At 69.5% G+C, this 19,406-nt stretch carries 11 protein-coding genes, 1 pseudogene and 3 CRISPR repeat arrays; of the genes and pseudogenes, 5 read left to right on the plus strand and 7 right to left on the minus strand.

The features are described 5' to 3' along the window. Positions 1-199: 199 nt before the first annotated feature. From ACMXN5_RS50505 to ACMXN5_RS50515, 3 genes are all read left to right on the plus strand, one after another. Complete coding sequence (locus ACMXN5_RS50505) at positions 200-772, plus strand: hypothetical protein (protein WP_439681867.1); 573 nt, start codon at positions 200-202, stop codon at positions 770-772. Then, positions 766-1,584, plus strand: coding sequence for an ATP/GTP-binding protein (locus ACMXN5_RS50510; protein ID WP_439681868.1), 819 nt, complete (start codon positions 766-768; stop codon positions 1,582-1,584). Before ACMXN5_RS50505 ends, ACMXN5_RS50510 begins: the two co-directional genes overlap by 7 nt. 367 nt (positions 1,585-1,951) lie before the next feature. Further along, positions 1,952-3,198: a CRISPR direct-repeat array (repeat unit 29 nt; unit sequence CTGCTCCCCGCGCACGCGGGGATGGTCCC). Between the two features lie 329 nt (positions 3,199-3,527). Beyond that, positions 3,528-3,662, plus strand: a complete 135-nt coding sequence (locus ACMXN5_RS50515) for a hypothetical protein (protein ID WP_439681869.1) — start codon at positions 3,528-3,530, stop codon at positions 3,660-3,662. 37 nt (positions 3,663-3,699) lie between these two features. On the opposite strand, the gene ACMXN5_RS50520 is transcribed toward ACMXN5_RS50515, so the two are convergent. From ACMXN5_RS50520 to ACMXN5_RS50540, 5 genes and pseudogenes are all read right to left on the minus strand, one after another. Next, positions 3,700-4,167, minus strand: coding sequence for a hypothetical protein (locus tag ACMXN5_RS50520; protein WP_439681870.1), 468 nt, complete (start codon positions 4,165-4,167; stop codon positions 3,700-3,702). Between the two features lie 382 nt (positions 4,168-4,549). After that, on the minus strand, positions 4,550-5,752 hold the full coding sequence (locus ACMXN5_RS50525) for a methyltransferase domain-containing protein (RefSeq protein WP_439681871.1): 1,203 nt from the start codon (positions 5,750-5,752) through the stop codon (positions 4,550-4,552). 605 nt (positions 5,753-6,357) lie between these two features. Continuing rightward, positions 6,358-6,612 (minus strand): hypothetical protein, encoded by a 255-nt coding sequence (locus tag ACMXN5_RS50530; protein ID WP_439681872.1) that lies wholly within the window; start codon positions 6,610-6,612, stop codon positions 6,358-6,360. A gap of 31 nt (positions 6,613-6,643) precedes the next feature. Then, the gene (locus ACMXN5_RS50535; RefSeq protein WP_439681873.1) at positions 6,644-7,807 is read right to left on the minus strand and encodes a hypothetical protein; all 1,164 of its coding nucleotides are present in this window, start codon (positions 7,805-7,807) and stop codon (positions 6,644-6,646) included. Positions 7,808-7,962: 155 nt separating this feature from the next. Beyond that, positions 7,963-8,064: pseudogene (locus tag ACMXN5_RS50540) on the minus strand (transposase); the annotation flags it as partial. A 599-nt stretch (positions 8,065-8,663) separates the two neighbouring features. Next, positions 8,664-9,487: direct repeats of the CRISPR family, unit length 29 nt; unit sequence GAAGTCCCCACGCGAGTGGGGGTGAGCCG. Between the two features lie 1,643 nt (positions 9,488-11,130). Between ACMXN5_RS50540 and ACMXN5_RS50545 the strand changes: the two are divergent. Beyond that, the gene (locus ACMXN5_RS50545; protein ID WP_439681874.1) at positions 11,131-11,631 is read left to right on the plus strand and encodes a hypothetical protein; all 501 of its coding nucleotides are present in this window, start codon (positions 11,131-11,133) and stop codon (positions 11,629-11,631) included. Between the two features lie 403 nt (positions 11,632-12,034). Here the strand turns inward: ACMXN5_RS50545 and ACMXN5_RS50550 are convergent, their stop codons facing one another. Then, positions 12,035-13,933, minus strand: coding sequence for a DNA/RNA helicase domain-containing protein (locus ACMXN5_RS50550; RefSeq protein ID WP_439681875.1), 1,899 nt, complete (start codon positions 13,931-13,933; stop codon positions 12,035-12,037). A 742-nt stretch (positions 13,934-14,675) separates the two neighbouring features. Then, a CRISPR array of direct repeats spans positions 14,676-16,107; the repeat unit is 29 nt; unit sequence GAAGTCCCCACGCAGGTGGGGGTGAGCCG. Positions 16,108-16,882: 775 nt separating this feature from the next. Next, positions 16,883-17,479: a hypothetical protein gene (locus ACMXN5_RS50555; protein WP_439681876.1), complete on the minus strand. Its 597-nt coding sequence runs from the start codon at positions 17,477-17,479 to the stop codon at positions 16,883-16,885. Between the two features lie 573 nt (positions 17,480-18,052). On the opposite strand from ACMXN5_RS50555, the gene ACMXN5_RS50560 reads away from it, so the two are divergent. Continuing rightward, positions 18,053-19,396, plus strand: a complete 1,344-nt coding sequence (locus tag ACMXN5_RS50560) for a transcriptional regulator (RefSeq protein WP_439681877.1) — start codon at positions 18,053-18,055, stop codon at positions 19,394-19,396. Positions 19,397-19,406: the final 10 nt, after the last annotated feature.

The raw sequence follows: 19,406 nt of genomic DNA on the forward strand, positions 1-19,406 counted from the left end.
GCAATCGCCGCCGCCCAAGCCTCGCCGGACGCCCTGGACCGCCTCCACTTCTGTAGTTGGTGACCAGGCACCTGCGGACCGCCCGGACCGTAGGTTCGCGGGGGCGACGCATGAGGTTGTGAGCTTGAACAAGTCACAGGCATAGGCAGTGGGACACCTCATCTGTACGGTGTGTGATTGGACTGACGGGGGAGGGTGTGTGGGCCGGAGGACGGCAACAGTCGCAATAGCCTCGCTGCTCGCGGTAGTGGTGGTGACCGGGTGCACCGGAGCCGACAAGGAGAAGCCGAAGGCACACCCGGAATCCGTTCCGCCGTCGAGTCGGATCACGCCGTCGGCCAACGCCGAAGATGGCGCGAAGACTCAGGTACTCGAGGTCTATGACCGCTTCAGGACCCTCCAAGCCGCCTTGGAGGGAGGCGATCCCCTCGACGAGGAGGCTTTGGGCAAGGTCGCGACGGGCCGTGCCGCCGCGCTCCTGCGGGGCGTGGTGACGGAGGCGAACAACCAGGGCGTCGTTGTTCGCGGACCTCAAGGTGCCAGGGCCCCGAAAGTCGTGATGACGTCACTGACCGCGGCGCCGCCCTCGGTCACGGTGGAAGACTGCATCGACACCAGCCAGCGGGTTCCGGTGTATCGAGACACAGGGAAGCCGTTCTCCGCACCGTCGCAGTCTCCCCGGTACATCAAGACGTTCATCGCCCAGCAGCCAAACCCCGGAAGCCCGTGGGTTATCGCCGACATGCGCTCGGAAAGGGACCGCACATGCTGATCGTGCGCTCCGCAGCGGCCGCAGCGCTCCTCTTGATGGCTTCCGGAACCCCCGCGTGGGCCACCCCGACTCCACCGCCGCGCCCGCCCGGCGTGGAGGTCGAGTTGGGGGGCGACGGCAGCGAGTTGAACCTGGGAGCCTCAACTCCCGGCAAGCCCGGTGGGCAGCCGTCCGGTGGTGGCACGACCGTACCGACGGGCACCGGCAGTGGTCCGGCACCGACGCCGGTGGATCCGAGGGACCCCGACGACACCCAGTGCCCCGGCGCCGCCGTCGTCCTGGACGCGACTTCGTGCATGAACACGATCGACCCCGGCGGAGGTGGCGCGGGCACCGCGCCCACACCACCCACCCCCGCCGAACTCGGCGCCCGCGCCTCCGCGCAGATCGTCCTCGACGCCCCCACCGTCCACCTCACCCCCGGCCCCGGCAAAACCGGCCTCGTCGGACTCCCCACCTGGCTCTGGGTCGACGCCACCCCGACATCGTGGGGCCCGACCTCGGCAACCGCCGCCGTACCGGGCCTGTCGGTCACCGCCACCGCGACGGTGGATCACATGGTCTGGGACATGGGCGACGGCACCCGCGTCACCTGCACCACCCCGGGCACCCCTTACACCGCCGCCGAAGGCGCCCACCCGAGCCCCAACTGCGGCCACACCTACACCCACCCCGGCGTCCGAACCGTTACAACCACCACGTACTGGACCATCACCTGGTCAGGCGGTGGCCAGTCCGGCACCCTCGCCGCCACCCGGACCACCACGATCCCTGGCATCCGCACCGGCGAGATGCAGGCGCTCACCTCCTGAAATGGCCGAGAAGAGCAGGCTGCGGGCCTGGAGTGCACGACGCCTCGATGCCTGGGGCGAGATGACGCAGCACGAGGTCGGCCCTGCCCGCGTACCAAGGTGCCTGGCGCCTCGGTACGCGTTGCGGTCGGCACCCGCTGCCAGCCGATCCGCTCCCCCGCACAAGTAAGGGAATTGAGCGGCTTGTTGCTGATCGCGATGTACGAAGAGCCGAGATCATGACCGCCGTCAGTAGCTTATGCCTGGGATACGACAGGTCCGCTATGAGCCATATTCACCCATAAGAAATGAAGCATCACTGATGACCGACTCGATGAAACTACTCAGAAACACCTTCATCCAGAACTAAAACCGCAGGTCGCCAAGCCTGCTCCCCGCGCACGCGGGGATGGTCCCTGCGCGATCGGGTGTTCGTCGCGGACCTGGACCTGCTCCCCGCGCACGCGGGGATGGTCCCGCCCCGGCGTGGAACCTGGGGTACCTGATGACCTGCTCCCCGCGCACGCGGGGATGGTCCCGGTGGCAACCGCGGTCGTAGCGCGCCCGCCCGCTGCTCCCCGCGCACGCGGGGATGGTCCCACCAGCGGCCGACGCGCGCCAGTGCCTCATCTCTGCTCCCCGCGCACGCGGGGATGGTCCCGGTCGGCGCGGGTACCACGCAACGGAGTTCGACTGCTCCCCGCGCACGCGGGGATGGTCCCCCCGGAGGCGACGGCCGCACGGTTACCGGCGCCTGCTCCCCGCGCACGCGGGGATGGTCCCCTCACGTTGTCACCCGATCCATCACCCTCGCTCTGCTCCCCGCGCACGCGGGGATGGTCCCGCCGGTAGTTCTCCAGGATCTCCCGATGGGAACTGCTCCCCGCGCACGCGGGGATGGTCCCGACCTGTAGCCGTCGGTCCGATACGAGAGGATCTGCTCCCCGCGCACGCGGGGATGGTCCCCCCGACATCCGCATCGACGAGGATGGCGAAAGCTGCTCCCCGCGCACGCGGGGATGGTCCCGGGTCGGCCCGTTCGGGTTCGGCGGCCTCCTCCTGCTCCCCGCGCACGCGGGGATGGTCCCTCGCGCATGCGCGCCCAGGGTCACTGGAACTGCTGCTCCCCGCGCACGCGGGGATGGTCCCCCGCCGGAGAAGTCGAAGGCCGGGGCCTTGAACTGCTCCCCGCGCACGCGGGGATGGTCCCATTCCGAGCACGGCGCCGATGGCCACGCTTTTCTGCTCCCCGCGCACGCGGGGATGGTCCCCCGCGCGGCCGGACGGCTGGGTCAAGCCGAACTGCTCCCGGCGCACGCGGGGATGGTCCCGAGGCTGTGATTTACCGCCAGGTCGGCGGACCCTGCTCCCCGCGCACGCGGGGGTGGTCCCTCGCCGTCCGGATCGGGCAGGCGCGCGGCTGTCTGCTCCCCGCGCACGCGGGGATGGTCCCAACGGGTCAGGAGGTCCGGCGGGGCGGTCAGGCTGCTCCCTGCGCACGTGGGGATGGTCCCGATTGCCCTACCCGTGCGTCACGGGCCCCGACTGCTCCCTGCGCACGCGGGGATGGTCCCCTGACGCGATGCCCAGGGGCGCGTTCCCCGCACTGCTCCCCGCGCACGCGGGGATGGTCCCGCAATCGCGATGCCGTCTCACGTTTTCTGGAGCTGCTCCCCGCGCACGCGGGTGCCGCAGTGGGCGAGGAGGTCGGGTAGGGGCCGTGCCATCCCTGGCTGACCTGGCCGCAGGAGCGGGTGACCTGTCGGCTGTCGAAGTCGATGGGGAAGTCGTCCCGGTCGAAGCCCTCGTTCTTGCGGTGCTGACGGGTGGGGTTGCCCGGCATCGGCCCGCTGGCGGTGACCTGGTGTTGGCGGGCGGCGTGTTCCAGGTGGACCAGAGAGGTGTAGCCGCTGTCGACCAGGTGCTCGGCGGGCAGCAGCTCGCGGCGCGCCAGCCTGGTGTGGATGCCGGGCAGCGCCCGGGCGTCGTTGGCGGCCGCCGTCGTCGTGGCTACGTCCGTGATCACATTCATGCTGTCGGCGGCGCACGTCTCGGTGACGTGCGCGGCGAACCCCTTCCAGCTGATGATGTGTCCGTGACGGGCGTAGCGCGCCGTCGTGTCGTAGGGGGAGACGATCACCAAGGCGGAGGGCGGCCGTCCGCCATCGTCTGCGGTGCGCCGGCGCAGGAGGCTGGCCGTGTCACGTTAGTAGTTCTGCACACGATCCGCCGCAGCGCTTCGGCCTGCGGGCCGGGTCGGTAGGCCGGGCCACCGCGGTGCAGGTGTTCGAGCAGCCGGCGGGCGTCCTCGCCTGCGGCGAGGATCCGCGTCTTGGGGCGGGTGGGGTTCTTGCCCAGGCGGACCGGGCGACCGTAGCGGCGCCCCCACTCCTCGTCGACCAGTCCCTCCAGCAGGTGGGACGCGGTGCGGGCCACGTCCTCCAGAACCGCGCGGACGGCCTCGGTGACAAGTTCCAGACGGGTCAGGTCGCGCACCGCCGCCAGGACGGGTGTGGAGTCGGTGCGCCGCGTGGTCCGGTCGCGCACGAGCCCGGCCTCCGTGGCCGGGTCCCGCCGCCGATTCTGTCCTGGAGCGTCGACCACGCTCCCACTCTGCTGTGCCGGCTCACCGTCGACGACGACCCGAACCAGTGGCCGGTCGTCACCTTCAACCACGGATTCCTACGGTGGGAGATCCAGTCGTGCGGCATGGTCGAGTTCCTGATCCGCCTCCTTCATGGAGAGGGTCCGCAGGATCCCCGCTACGGAAGTCCCCTCTGGGGCTACGGAAGTCCCCTCTGGGGCGCGGGAACGGCCCGATTCCTCAATCGCCACGAGGCACGTCGGCTCCGCTCGGCAGGCGTCGACCCCCGTACGGGACAACGTTTCGACTTCGGTTGACCATGCGCCACCCCGGACCAGGACGACGATCGTCGGCCGCAGCGCGTCGTCGCCCACCACGTTCGGGGCGGTACCGCGCACGGGATCAGCCGTCCGGTGGTACCGGCCACGACGGGCCGTCGGGGTCGCCGCACCACACGGTCTGTGTGCCGTCGAGGCCGACGTCGAGGCCGAAGAGGTCGAAGGCCGGCTGGCCGTTGTTCGTCCACCAGGACCAGGATGCGGTGACCTCGTCCCACAGCCTCCGGGGTCCGTGTTGGCGGAGGCGGAAGGTGTCGAGTCGGCGGCCGTCGTAGTCCACCGTGGCCCAGGACGTCAACGCGTCGTCCCAGATCCACAATCGGGAGCGGAAGTCGTCGGCGGAGGTGGGTTCGTCGTTCCAGTGCGTGCGCAGGTCGGGCAGCATCAGGCCCATGACCGCCTCGGCGCGTCGGTCGCCGCCCGCGACGTCCCACGGCGACAGTGCGGTGGTGCCGGTGCCCGGGGCGTCTCCGGGTCGGGTGACGGTCGCGGCGACGTCGCGGACGCGGGAGCGGTGGCTGCGCATCGCCATGAACGCCCCGCCGTGGGCGAACCGGCCGTGCGCTCCGCCGTCCCGACGTGGCGTCAGGACGAGGTTCCCGTACGCGGCCCACGCGGTGGCCCAGGGGGTCACGATCAGGCCGTCCGGCGTCGTCTGGGCGATCCAGGCGGCCGGGACGCGAGCCACCGAACACGTGCTGACGATCCGATCGTACGGCGCTCCCGCAACCCACCCCTCGGCACCGTCGCCGGCCACCACGGTGGGGCGAAGTCCGAGCGCGTCGAGCCGTGCACGTGCCGCCGCGGCCAACTCCGGGTCGACCTCCACCGTGACGACGTTCGTTTCGCCCAGGCGATGCGCGAGCAGTCCCGCGTTCCACCCGCCGCCGGTGCCGATCTCCAAAACGCGGTGCCCGTCCGCGACATCGAGCGTCAGAAGCGTGGCCGCGACGATGGACGGTTGCGAGACCGACGACGAGGGCCAAGCCGGCTCGTCGGGCCCGGGGTCGCGGCCGTCGCGGACCTGGATGACCACCGGCGCGTCGGACCACGCCTCCGCCGCCCAGCGCTCGGGATTTGTCGCCCGGTCGCACGGCACGTGATCCGGCAACCCGTCGGCGACGTGCACCCAGACGACGTCCGGCAGGAACGCGGCACGCGGAACGTGCTCGAACGCGTCGCGCCAGGGAGCCGGCAACGGCCCCGTCACCCGCTCCAGGAGACGGAGCAGACCCTCGGGGGCCCGCTCCGCTGCGTCACTCGTCACTCACTTGTCCTTTTTCGGAGTTCCGGGGTTCGGTGGCTTGTCGGGCAAGATCGGCGGCGGTATCGGCCGACCGGGCTGGTTCCCGTCCTTCTCGATAGGGCTGGAGTGATCGCCCATATTCGGCTCCTTCGCAGCGGTCGGCACCGTTGCGCGGGCACACTCCCCGGGCAGGCATCGACACGGTCTGTGACGGTGCGGTACTCGACCACCGTAGAACCGCGTGCGGGCCGACGGAATCCCCCCGCACTGTGGGGCAAGTGGCCGGCCCCCGTATACCTCGTATACCGATCTGCTTGCCGACACCGTATGGCCGTGTCAGGGGTGCGAGTTGACTGTCCATCAAGCCCGCACAGGCCCCCGGCCCCAAGGCTCCCCGGGGACGGCCGGCCCGGTCCTTGCCGAAGGCGCGTCTGTCGTGGGTTGGAGGAGGTAGGCGGTGCGGGCGTCGGGGCACTCGCTTTCGGATACGCGGTTGCCCATGGCGCCAAACCTCGGCGGAGCGCCGCAGCCGCGTGTCCGGTGACCAGGCAGGTGTCCAATGTGGGGGTGGGGGCGGGGGACTTTGCGGGTGGTGAGGAACAGCGGGCCACGGGTACGGCTGGCGATCAGGCGCGGCAGGAGTTGCGCGGATCCGGACTGTCAGTGGATCCAATCGATCGCGTTCGGGCTGCGGTGTACTCCAACCGTCGGGCCTCGACGGCCAGTTGCTCGGCCGTCGAGGCGCGGGCGAACCAATCGGGGCCCTTGGCCCTGTCGTCGGCGAGGCCGGCGATGTAGGCGGCGACATGCCGCAGGTGCTCGCCGACGCGGCCGGCCTCCAGTGCGGCGGCGACCGAGTCGGGCGGGGCGTCGCTCGTCAACGGCTGTGCGATGAGTGGGCCCCGTCGCGACCTATTCGTGGGTCAGTCCCACCTGTACGAGGTGTTCGGCGAGGTCGATCAGCGCCTCCTGCCGGGTGGTGGCGTTGGCGCCGACGCGTTGGGCTGGGGTCGGGCTGTCGGCGGGCACTGCCTGCCATCCGGCACGGCGGGCGCCGCGCCACGCGTGCTCGACGCGGCCTACCGCACGGCCGTCCAGCATCGCCCGCCACACGGTGCCACCGTCGGGATCGCGCTCGCGGACGAGCATGAGGCGTTCGACCTCCTCCGGGCTGAACCTGTGGAGCCGCACCCGGCGGCGGACGGGTCGGACGCTACCGACACCCGTGGCGGGGGCAACCGTGGTTGCCCCCGCCACGGGGAGAGCCGACGCAGGCGAGGGGGGAGGCGCGCCGACGTCCGCCCGTGCCGGACCCGTCGAGCAACCCTCATCGGGGGCGACCGTTCCCGAAGGGGCAAGCGGGGTTGCCCCTTCGAGCGAGGGCTCCGGGTTCCGCGCGACGATGCCCGCAGCCGCTTCCTCCGGGGTGCGCCATAGGTGCCGGCGGCCGGGCGGGAGCACGGGCGTGCTCCGGTCGTCGCAGGCGGTCCAGCCCGTAACGCGTCCGGACGGGGACACCCACGCCGTGATCCGGCCGATCGACTCCCGCCCACGGAGCAGTCGCCATTCCCGGTCGGTGTTCGCGTGGAGGTGGACCAGCGCGTGTCCGGGACCGAGTGTCTGTGTCAGGTCGACGCGGCGGCGGACCCACGCGCCCTCGATGCTCATGGACAGCGCGACCGGGGGCTCCTGCTCGGGGTTGACCGACGGCGGGTCGACGGGCGTGTTCCCGACGTCGACGGGGCGCGCCGACGGGGCAACCCGGGTCGCCCGTCGTGCGACGGCGGACGGGCGCGGCCACTTCTTCGCCGCGCCCTGCTTGCTGATTCCCCACGCGGCTCCCAGGCGGCGGTCGCCGACCCCGGCCTCGCGGGCATCGGTGACGCGCCGCGCGGTCTCGCTTTCGATCGCTGCCGTCAGCGCGCCGAGCGCGCGCACCAAGTCGACGTGCTCGCGGCCCGTCGACCTGGCGGCCGGGATCGAGAGTCGTCGTGCCCATGTCTCGGCGAGTGCCCGCACGTCCCGGGACAGGTCCTCGCGTTCATGGTCGGTCGGTTCGCGATCCGGTGACCTCATGGGGGCAACTATAGTTGCCCCTTCGGAGTCGCGGCGGCCACGAGCCCCCGCTCGTTACTGAGGTTTCCGCTGTGATGTCGCTTGGTTGAATTTCATTTCCTGGGTCGGATGGCAAGTCCGGTTTCGGCGAGACATCCATCGATGAGGTGGGGCCGTCATTGGATGTGGCGGAGGCCGTGTCTGATCGTGCGAACCAGGTGGTCGGTGTCGGTGAAGGCGACGTTTCCGGTGAAGCCGCGACGGACCAGGGACCAGATCGCCCAGGGAGCATGTCTCTCCCGACCTGAGAGCCCGCAGCGAGGCGTGCGTAGCGTTCGGGTCGAGCGTGGACACGAACAGAGAGCCAACCCGAGCACCCCGCAAGCATGATCCGCCTCGTGATGTTCTCCCGCCCCGCCAACACGCTCCGGAGAAACGGCCACAACCCGGCACCATTCATGAACCATCATCCAGCCAACCAGGACGACCTTTCAGGGTCGATGAGGGCCGCCGCGTTCTTACGTGCCCCGGATGAAATGCGGCTTCGGGCGCGGTGGGTCATTCCGCGTGTCGCTCGTCCGCTCGGCCGTGAATGGGCGAGGGGCGGGATTCGTATTCTTGTCTTCGTGACCGCGGATGAACTCAACCCAAGTCGCTCAGGTGCAGGGGTGGCGGCGATACCTTCTGGAGTCGATACGCCTCGAAGCCACCTGGTGCGCCTGCTTCACCCACGCCACGAACGGGATAAACCGTACAACAGTTCCGATTCGTGGGTGGTCGACAAGCCAAGTGCCGGAAACAGGCAAGAATCTTGCCGCAATGGGCCCGTTCGGATCACGAGTCGGCAAAGCGCTTGAGAACCTGCAGGTCAGCGAGGGAAGTCCCCACGCGAGTGGGGGTGAGCCGCGGCCGATCGAGCCGGTCGGCTCGGTGACCGCGAAGTCCCCACGCGAGTGGGGGTGAGCCGGCCCGTGCTCTCGGCCCTCGACATCACGCCAGGAAGTCCCCACGCGAGTGGGGGTGAGCCGTTCCGCCTTCGTTCTGGGGGTTTCCTGGAGGAGAAGTCCCCACGCGAGTGGGGGTGAGCCGTTCGACTTCAACGGGTTCAACCAGACCACCGGCGAAGTCCCCACGCGAGTGGGGGTGAGCCGCTCACCTCAGCGTGGAGCGTCGCGGCGGTGATGAAGTCCCCACGCGAGTGGGGGTGAGCCGGCTGCCTTGACAGCGTGAGCGTCGTACGCGAAGAAGTCCCCACGCGAGTGGGGGTGAGCCGTCCACTGCGAGCTGGCCCCCTTGCGCGATGCGGAAGTCCCCACGCGAGTGGGGGTGAGCCGTGCGCCACGGTGTCCTTCGCCGTGTCGGCGTCGAAGTCCCCACGCGAGTGGGGGTGAGCCGGACCCGATCGGCGGCGGGATCCACCACGTCGAGAAGTCCCCACGCGAGTGGGGGTGAGCCGAACGTCGTAGGCGGTCACCGGGCACTCTCCTTGAAGTCCCCACGCGAGTGGGGGTGAGCCGTCCGGCCCGATCCGCACGAGCACGGGCGCATCGAAGTCCCCACGCGAGTGGGGGTGAGCCGGGGCGTGCCGAAGAGGTCGCCGCCGAGGTGCTGAAGTCCCCACGCGAGTGGGGGTGAGCCGGATGCCGCGCGAGCGTACGAACTCGGCGCCGACGAAGTTCCCACGCAAGTGGGGGTGAGCCGGCGTCGGTTGGTGAGCGCCCGTCGTCTCAGCCGTGGAGCCCCAGAAATTGTCGGGGTCGAGTGGTGGGGTAGAGGCAGCGCAGGTTGCGGGTCCGCAGCGGTCACAGGTGTAGGCACGGAGGCACCTCCTCGGTTCGGTGCGTGATCAGTCGTTCGGGAGGGCACGTGAGGCGCAGCACGGGAGTTGCCGCGATAGTCGCGCCGGGGATGGCGCTTCTCGCGAGCGATTGCGGTAGTGGAGGCAAACCGAGGCGGAGGGCTGACCCGATACCGACGCGGTCGTCGAGCCTGACCTCGACGCGGTCCGTCGAGGATGCCGACAGGCCTCAGGCTCTCGATGTGTACAACCAATGGCGTGCGTATCGGCTGGAGATTGACGGTGGGACGCCGATCGACGAGGCCACGGTGACTTGCCTGGTTACGGGTCGAGCTGCGGATCTTCTGCGACCGTCCGCGGAGCGGACCGCTGCCGAGCAGCACGTATGGTCCGGATGGGTCGCTGAAGCCCACCTTCACGGTCTCGTCGAACGCGAGTCCGCCCACCGTCGATCGTCGACAGCATGGACGTCAGCCGGCGATTATCACGTGGGCAGCTGGCGGCCAAACGGGTATGTTCCGTTCGCCGCCACCCGGACCACCGCGGTCCCTGGCATTCGTACCGGAGGGATGCAGGCGCTCACCTCTCGAACGACCGTGGAGCACAGGCACCGGACTCGGGCCACTCAACGCCTCGGTGTTCGTGGGAACAATCGACGCAGTCAGGATGTAGACCCCGCGAGTGCACGGATAGGCCCGACGCCAAGGAACCTGTTTCGATCGGCATTCGGCGTCCTCTCCTGACCGACCCGGCCGACCATGTCGGCGCCGGTCCCTCGTCTGTCCCAGTCGACCATCAGTGTCGGCATCGTTACGGTAAGTCGATCACACAGGGGTGTCATGAAAAACCGTCGACGGCATGGCGGGGTCGCCATAGCCGGTCTGTCGCTGATGGTCGGTTTATTGGGAGCGTGCAGCGACAGTGGAAGCGGTTCGCCGCTTTCCGGCCTGGCGGTGACCGGCGCGGCGTCCGCCGGTTCCGGGCCGCAGCCCCCGCCTGCGGCGAACGGTGGCTCGACCGGGCTCTTCGGGCCGGGCACGGTCACCCTGATGTGGTGCAACAACACCGCGGGTGGGCCGACTTCCGCCGGGGCGGCCCTCGCCTCCTACTCCCGGGCGACGGGTCGCGTCACCGGGCAACGTTCGATCTCCTTCGCGCCTCAAGGCGGCAAGCCCGACTACCTGTGTTCACCTTCCAACGTCCGCCGTTATCAGCAACAGGTGCGTCAGTTGTTCGACCGGGACTACACGATGGTCGCCGGTACCGTGCCCGCCGGTACGCAGGGCCGACGGGCAACCGCGTTCGACCTTGTCTCGGGTCGGACCGTTGGGCCGGCATCCCAGCCCGACACCTTCGATGCCGCACCGCAGGACGGATCGCCGGTGTTCGCCCCCGACAACCGCCTGTGGTACCACGATCGCGATGATCGAATCCTCGCACGGGATCCGCGTGCGGCGTCGGCGTCCGCGGTGGAACGCGGTCGCTCTACCGGCAATGGATTCATGCTTGCCGCAGACGGCACTGTGGGACTCCACTCGCCTGGCAAATGGTCGACGCGGGCGTCGAGTCCATCAACCCCTCGGGGACGGTCGCCGCCGTCTACAACAGCACGTACAGCCTGCACTTGGCACGCAACGGCCAAGAGGTGGCCGACGCGCCGAAAGTCGGGGCGCGCCGCTACGGGGAGAAGGTCCTGTCCGGCGGCGAGGCGATCCCTCAGGATTGTGTGCCGCGGTTCTGGCTGGGACCGACCACCCTGGTGTGTGCCAACGGACGGTCCCTGTATCGGGTGACCTTCGCGGACGGATTCACTTCGGTGACGAACGTGGAAAGCCTCCTTCCGGCGACCAACGAACGCAGCATCGCCGAAGCGAACTTGGCTCCCGACGCCAAATCCGTCCTCTTCATCGCCGAGACGACAGGCGTCGACTCCGCCCTGTACGACCTGCGTCTGGACGGCCCTGGCGCCGCCCCTGTCAAGATCGTCGACCTTCCCCGCCCCGCGAATAGCACCGGCGCCCTACCCACTCTGATCGCCGTCCGGTGATCACCGGCCTGAGCGCAACGAGTGCTTCGTCGACCGCCTCGGGCTCGGGGTGACCGCCGAACTCGTTGGATCACCGGCGTGGATCCTGGCTCCCGGCATACGGCAACGTTTGTCCGACCGCAAACCGTCGGCTTGAAGGACCGATTCGGTAAGGACCCTCGCTTCATCAACCCGATCCACATCACGACTCGGTAAGCCCCCGGCCCTGTAGGCCAACGGGCAAAGTCTCCAGAGTGGCAGTGAGCCGGTCGGGAGACGCACGCCGCCCGACCGGCTCACGGAGAAGTCCTACGCGTGTGGGATGAGTTGCCGCAGATCGCACCCTTCATGAGTATGGCGACGGTCGGATCCCGTATCGGAGCTCGCGAGGTCGCGGTCGGATGTGGGCCGTCGCCGGCGGCCTCTATGTCGGCTTCCATGCGTTCTCGTGCGCCGGCAGGAGCGTTTTCAGATAGGCCTGTGTCTGTGGGTCGGTGGAATATAGGCGGGTGCCGAGGATGCCGCGGGTGGCGAGTACGCGGTAGGTGTTGAGGGCGTATGGCAAGTACTCCTCGGCGCCGACCTTCCTCATCGCCGGGTCGCGGCTGTGTTCGGGGTGGGCCCGCCAGCCGTCGGGTGTTCGAACGAGGTCCGGGCCGATGATGACGGCGGAGTATTCGTACTCCATGCCCTGGGCGGTGTAGATGCAGCCGACCTGGTGTCGGCCGCCCTGGTCGGTGGCCCAGAACACCCGGCCGGGGATGTCCTGATCCTGGTGGGCGTTCGTGGAGAATCCGCTGTTCCAGGGACGAGCCCAGTGTTGTGGTCCCGCCGCGTCGGTCCAGGTGATCGACACGTCCGGGGCCAGCGGCGGTCGGTCGGTGGGCGTCCACTTCCAGCAGAATCCGGCGGTGATCCGCGCGATGGCACCGCTGCCACCCTCGTCGTGTGCGGCGGTCCACGAGTCGAGTTGATGTGGGGAATCGGCAAGGGCAAGGTCGTAGTCGTCGGCGCCACCCGGCCACGGACCGGGCCGGCCGTTGCGGTCGAAGAGGGCGTCGATCCACTCCTGGTACAGCCGGGACCCTCCGCACCGAAACTGCACGGTGAGGTCCACGGATTCGAACTTGCGCTCGGCCTGATCGGCGAGAGTTCGGAGCTCGTCAACGGTGACGCCCTCGCCGGGTCGGATGACTTGACGTTCGTCCAGGAAGAAGACGGTCGCGGCGCAGCGCTCGATCATCGCCTCCAGGACGCGGCCGCCGCGCCGGATTCGGTGGGCCTCGTCGAGCAGGACGATGCTGTGCCCGCGCGTGAGACCCGACGGTAGTCCGGAGCCCAGGGTGGCGACCAGTCCTGTGGCGTCGTCGCCGAGGGCGCGCTGCAGTTGCTGGGTCACGGTGCCGGAGGGGGACATGAGGCGTGGATTGGCATGCTTATGTCCGAACAGGTCGGCGAGTACGCGGGTGGCGATGGCGGTCTTGCCGGTGCCCGGGCCTCCCGTGACGACGACTACCGAGCCGTTGGGTCGGTCCGGCTCGCGGCGGGAGAGCCGCAGGATGTGTTGCCGGGCGAGGTCCTGGTTGCCGACGAGTTGAAATCGGTCGTGTGCTCGGATGGTGCCGCGCATACGGTTGAGGAGCTTGCGCGAAGGCCGGTACCGCGCGCTGAGGAACTGCGTCAGGAGTGCCTCGGCCGGCGAAAGTCCGGTGGGGATCGGGGAGTTCGGGAATACGTGCCGAGTCAGTTGGCCGGTGGCGAGGGCGTTGGCGCCGAGCAGGGGAAAGTCGGCGCTGGGACCGCCCGCGACCTGCCGTCGGAGCGTGTCGACGAGGTCGTCCGAGGCGTTGTGCAGGATCGCGATGCCGCTTACGTCCAACGGGATAGCGGGATCGATCCAGTTGCGGAGATAGTTCACGTACGTTCCGACTTGCCGCGCGGGATGCGACAGGTGCCTCCCGGAGACCTCCACCAGCCCGGGCATCCGCGGGACTGCGGTCGCGTGCGACCACTGTTTGAGCTCTATGACCAGCGCCTCGAGGCGGTCGGCGGGCACGGAGCGGCCCAGGAGGAGGGCGTCCAAGCGCAGTTGGGTGCCCGGTAGCTCGTATTCGAGGAGCAGGTGCAGGTCGCCGAACCCTGCCTCGCGGAGCGCGGTCAGGAGCGGCGGCCAACTGTTCTCCCAGCTCTTTCGTTCGGATTCGCCGACCGGCTCACGACGAAGACGTCGAAACTCGCGTGTGGAGCGGGATACGAGCTCGTCGATCGGAACCCCTGCCGCTTCGGTGACTGTGCCGCTGAAAACACTCCTGGGCGCGTTCATCAAGGCGTTGTCTATCAGGACGAACGGACTTGCCGTACCCATCCGAGCCCGGAGACCGCGGCTCGCACCGGGGAGGCGTTTGTTCGACGCGGTGCTCGGCGACTTCGCCACGGAGGCGGCCGATCTCGCCCGCACCCGAGCGCTCCTCGGACGGACCTCATGCGCCGATGCACTCAGCAGGACGCCAGGCGCGGTCGCCTAAAAGACCACCGGGTCGGCATCGTGCGCCGACGAGGTGTCCGGCGTAGGTGCCGGGCGTCGGCTCGACCGGCCGACACCTGGCTCGATGGGTTCGCGCCGCCGGATCCCACGCAACGCGCGTCTCCCCGAACGCTGCCGTTCTCCATCGTCCCGGGCTGGGATACAGGCGCCGTGTGGCCGACGAACCGGTGGCGAGTCGGCTCCACTTCGAGGAGCTGGACCCAAACACACAGCCGTTTCCCAGCCCCGGCTCCCGACCTTTCGAGTACCGACCTGCTCGATGCACCCGACTCGATCCCGAGTTCGTATGCTTGCTGGATGCCCCATGGCGGGACCGAATCAGCGTGGATACACCACGGGGCATCGTCCTCAAGTGCCACTGCTCAAGGCACCACCACACAACCAGGGCAAACAATGCAATATGACCGTTTTCCTGAGCCGTATTTGCCGCCCGAAGCGAATACAGGCAAAGATCTTGCCGCAATGGCCTTCGTAAGATCACGAATTGGCAAATCCCTCAAGAACCCGCAGGTCAAGAAGGGAAGTCCCCACGCAGGTGGGGGTGAGCCGTAGATATCCGCGATCTGTGGCGCCCGGGGCGGGAAGTCCCCACGCAGGTGGGGGTGAGCCGCCTCGAACCACGTTCCCGCCAGCGGAGCCTTGGAAGTCCCCACGCAGGTGGGGGTGAGCCGCCCATTGCGCGGTATTCCTCAACCTTGGCCATGAAGTCCCCACGCAGGTGGGGGTGAGCCGACCCGCCACGTTGCCAACGGCGCATGCCGCCAGAAGTCCCCACGCAGGTGGGGGTGAGCCGATCCGGGCCGACGCCGACCGTGCGGCAACCGCGAAGTCCCCACGCAGGTGGGGGTGAGCCGCATGCCTAGCGGCACCAGCAGCAGCATCGGCCGAAGTCCCCACGCAGGTGGGGGTGAGCTGCACTGCTTGAGCGTGCCGTGACCGGGAACGGCGAAGTCCCCACGCAGGTGGGGGTGAGCCCGGCACTGACGATGATGCGGATCATGGGTCTCCGAAGTCCCCACGCAGGTGGGGGTGAGCCCGGCACTGACGATGATGCGGATCATGGGTCTCCGAAGTCCCCACGCAGGTGGGGGTGAGCCGGCGCGCCGCGCGCAAATAACCAGACCCGAACAGAAGTCCCCACGCAGGTGGGGGTGAGCCGTAGCGACTGTTCGTCTGGGAGCCGTTCGCGCGGAAGTCCCCACGCAGGTGGGGGTGAGCCGTTCGCGGTGGACCGCGTGCTTTGGCTGACGAAGAAGTCCCCACGCAGGTGGGGGTGAGCCGGGTCTCCCCGAGGTCCTTCACCCAGGCCTTGAGAAGTCCCCACGCAGGTGGGGGTGAGCCGCAATTGAATCTCAGGCCGCTTCTCGAACTGATGAAGTCCCCACGCAGGTGGGGGTGAGCCGATCTGGCCGAACGCACTACCCAGGAGCTGGATGAAGTCCCCACGCAGGTGGGGGTGAGCCGCCTGAGCTGAGCTTGTCCGTCGCGCTCGATCCGAAGTCCCCACGCAGGTGGGGGTGAGCTGGCCGGCCGCGTGTTGTCGGCGAAGAACGAGGAGAAGTCCCCACGCAGGTGGGGGTGAGCCGTGCGGCCGGGCAACCAACGGCGTCGACGGTGCGAAGTCCCCACGCAGGTGGGGGTGAGCCGTCACGCCATACGGCCACGGCGAACCTCCGGATGAAGTCCCCACGCAGGTGGGGGTGAGCCGAGAGCCGAGCGACGGACGGACCACCTACCACGGAAGTCCCCACGCAGGTGGGGGTGAGCCGCGGCCGAACTCGGCGGACAGGCGTCGGTCCGAGAAGTCCCCACGCAGGTGGGGGTGAGCCGATGCAGATCCAGTTTCGCGACGGCCGTCCCGGGAAGTCCCCACGCAGGTGGGGGTGAGCCGCCAGTACCCCTATACGCGCGCATACGGGAGAGGAAGTCCCCACGCAGGTGGGGGTGAGCCGGGTCGGCGAGACGCCCAACCCCGGGTTCGCTTGGAGTCCCCACGCAGGTGGGGTGAGCCGGCGTCCGACGCGCAGAAGATCGATGTCGCCGTCGGAGTCCCCACGCAGGTGGGGGCGAGCCGGCTTCGTGTTTCTCCGGCCTGGCTATCGGTCGGGCTCGTTGCCGGGAACCAGGCGCCGGTAGACTCTACGCTCGGTCGCGGCGGCGGCCGGCTCGGTGGTGATCGTGGTGTCAGTGCGGCGCGCATCGCGGCCACCTCGGTGGCCGGTGGCGCGACGGTACCCGCCGCCAGAACAATGCCGGTGGCATGCTTCGTGCTGATGCCAGCGACGTGGGCGACGGCGGGCACGGGGATGCCGTGCGCGTGCGCGGCGGCGATGGCGGCGTGGGTCGCTGGGTGGGCGGTGCCGTGCTCGCGTACCGCGTCGGTCACGGCGTCGAGCACCTGGGTGCGGTGGGAGGTTGCCCGGTTGCCGGCGCGGCGCGGTGTGGCAGCCTCGTGTTCTCGGCGGAGGAGGACCGCAACCGCCCGGACGGTGGTGCGGGCGGTCGCGGCGATCTCCGTCGTCGGCGTGCCTGCGCGGTGGGCGTCGATCACGGCGGCGTGGAGCGCGGCGGCGGCTGTGCGCAGGTCGGTGCGGCGGCTGCGCCGCTCGCCGATCGTCCCGGCCGCCGCCACATCCTGGGCGGTCGCGTCGCGGGTGGCGGCAGCTGCGGCGATGCGGTCGAGTGCGGCTCGGCGCGCACGCGCTTGGTTGAGACCTGTCGTCCCGGTCACCGCTCGGGCGCCCGGCGTGCGAAGTACCGCGCGACCTCCCGGTCGGCGAGGGCGGCGCGGATGCCCTCGCTGTCGAGCCACCAACCCAGGCGCTGGTGCAGTTCGGCCACCTGGTCGATGGTCAGCCCGGTGACGGGCATCGGGTCGAGGCACAGCTTCGGCTCGGGCGTGGCGCCGGTGGGGATGAGGTCGGGGCGGTGCCGGCGGATGTCGTCGAGGAGGATCCGGCGGTGGTGCTCCTGGAGGTGGATGACGCCGCGTGGCTCGGGCAGGTCACCGTCGACGGAGTCGACGAACAGCCGTAGCCGTAGCCCGCTTCCGTCGCGCAGCAGTCGGGCCCGGCCGGGCGGCCGGTCTTCCGGGCGGGGCGGCCGGAGGATCGTGCCGGCCAGGACGGCGACGTCCGCGTCGGTGAGGTGGAACGCGGCACGCTCGTAGGCGGGGACCGCCGCCGCGACGGCGGCCGTCGACCCCGCGCCGAGGGCGGCGAAGACGTCCAGGCGCCATGGCCGCACGTGGTCGACGGGTTCGAGGTGGATGCTCCAGGCGGCCAGGGACACGATGGTCACCGGGACCGCCTCGACGTCGGTCATGCAGGACTCCAACGCGGTGTGGTGGTGGCGCGGGGCGGGTCGGTGCCGCCGTCGGGACGGCGCAGGGTAAACCTCCAGTCGGGCCCCTCCGACCGCGCCCCGCAGGTGGCCCGACCCGGTGGCATTCACGGGCAGTGGTCGCTGCCGGGCCGGGGTATGTGGCCGGCCGCAGCGGGGTCGGCGGCTTTCGGCAAGTCAGTCACCCCAGCTTGACGTACGGCGTACCTGCGGAGCACGAAGCATTTGGGCCGGTTCGACCCGCAACTGATGCATGAGGCATCGGGCTTGGTCGCGGTCGCGGTCGTAGTTCGGCGTCTCGCCTTCGTTACTGACGTCGAGCGTGACCCGGTTCGGCCGCACGGGATTTCGGACGGATCCACCCGGATCATCAGCGGCTTCTCGCGCACCGTGGTCTCCTCGCCGTTCGATTGCCGTTCTCACAGACTCGGGGCTCCGACGCACGCGGCGGCAGGTGTGAGAACCGGTCGTGCACGTTCTCGGTTCACACGGGGTGTGAACCGAGAATCGTTAGGATCGACGACCAGGGCTTGACGTGCGACACCAAGGGGACTCATGAGCCCGAACCACCTGCTCGCTGCCGTGCTCGACGATTCCGGAATGTCCCGCGCCGGACTTGCACAACGTGTCAACGACCTCGGCGCCGCATCCGGGATCGCCCTTCGCTACGACCACACTTCGGTCGGCAGATGGCTCAAGGGCCAGCGCCCTCGGGGCCGCTCCGTCGAGTTGGTGTGCGCCGTCCTCACCGAACGCCTCGGCCGTGAGATCACACCCCAAGACATCGACCTCGACACCGGCACCGGCACCGAGGGCTCTCCCGGCACCGCCCTGCCCGCGTTCGTCGAGCGCGCCCCTGCACTGTGGACGTCCGACCACCGCTATGCGGCAACTGCACAGGAGACCCCTGCGGTTACCGGCATGGCCGCCATTGCCCCCGTCTGGGAGTGGGAGAACCCACCCCACGACCTCGATACGTCCCACTTCGGCATCGTCCGTGTGGGCACCGAAGATCTGGAGATGCTGAGAGGCGCCCGCACTCACTACGAGCGGATGTACCAGCAGGTGGGCGGCCTCGCCGCCAAATCGCGCGTGACCCGGTTCCTCGCCGAGACCGTGGCCCCGGCCGTGCGCGGCACCTATCCCGATCGCATCGGACGAGAGTTGTTCCGCGCGGCAGGCGGCCTCGTTGCCATCGCCGGCATCTGCTCCTACGACTCCGACCAACAGGGACTCGCACAGCGGTACTACCACCAAGCACTGCGCATGGCCAAGGCGTCCGGCGACCACGCTTTCGGCGGGTACGTCATCGCCCTGCTGGTCACCCAAGCCATGCACCTGCGCGACTACCAGCAGGTCATCGCCTTCGCCGAGGCGGGCATCCGCACAGCCGGCCCGCACCTGTCTCCCGCGCTCGCCACCGACCTGCACGCCATGCAGGCAAAGGCTTTTGCGCGAATGAAGCAGCCCAACGCCGCACGAGCGAGCCTGAGCCGCGCCGAGGACGCCAACGGGCGTATCCGGCGCGCCGAGGAACCTCCGGAGACCGGTTACGTTCAGCCCGGTCGCGTCGAAGCGCAAGCCGCCGAGGCGCTGCTGAGCCTCGGCGACCATCGGCCGGCGATGCGGTACGCCCAGGAGGCGGTCGGGACATCGACCCATGCCCGCGGCAAGGTCCACCGGTTCGCCACCATGACCTCGCTCGCGATCGCATGCCGAGACCTGGATCAAGCCGTGGTCGCCGCCGACGCCACGCTGGACGCCGCGCAGGGGATGGAGTCCAGACGCCTCGCCGACCGCTTGCGCGGCATGCATCACGAACTCGCCCGCCATACCGACGTGCCGGCGGTGCGGGTGGTGGCCGAGAAGGTCGAGACTGTGTTGTCGATGCCTTTCTGACGAGACGGCG

The organism is Embleya australiensis, assembly GCF_051903075.1.
GTDB lineage: Bacteria > Actinomycetota > Actinomycetes > Streptomycetales > Streptomycetaceae > Embleya.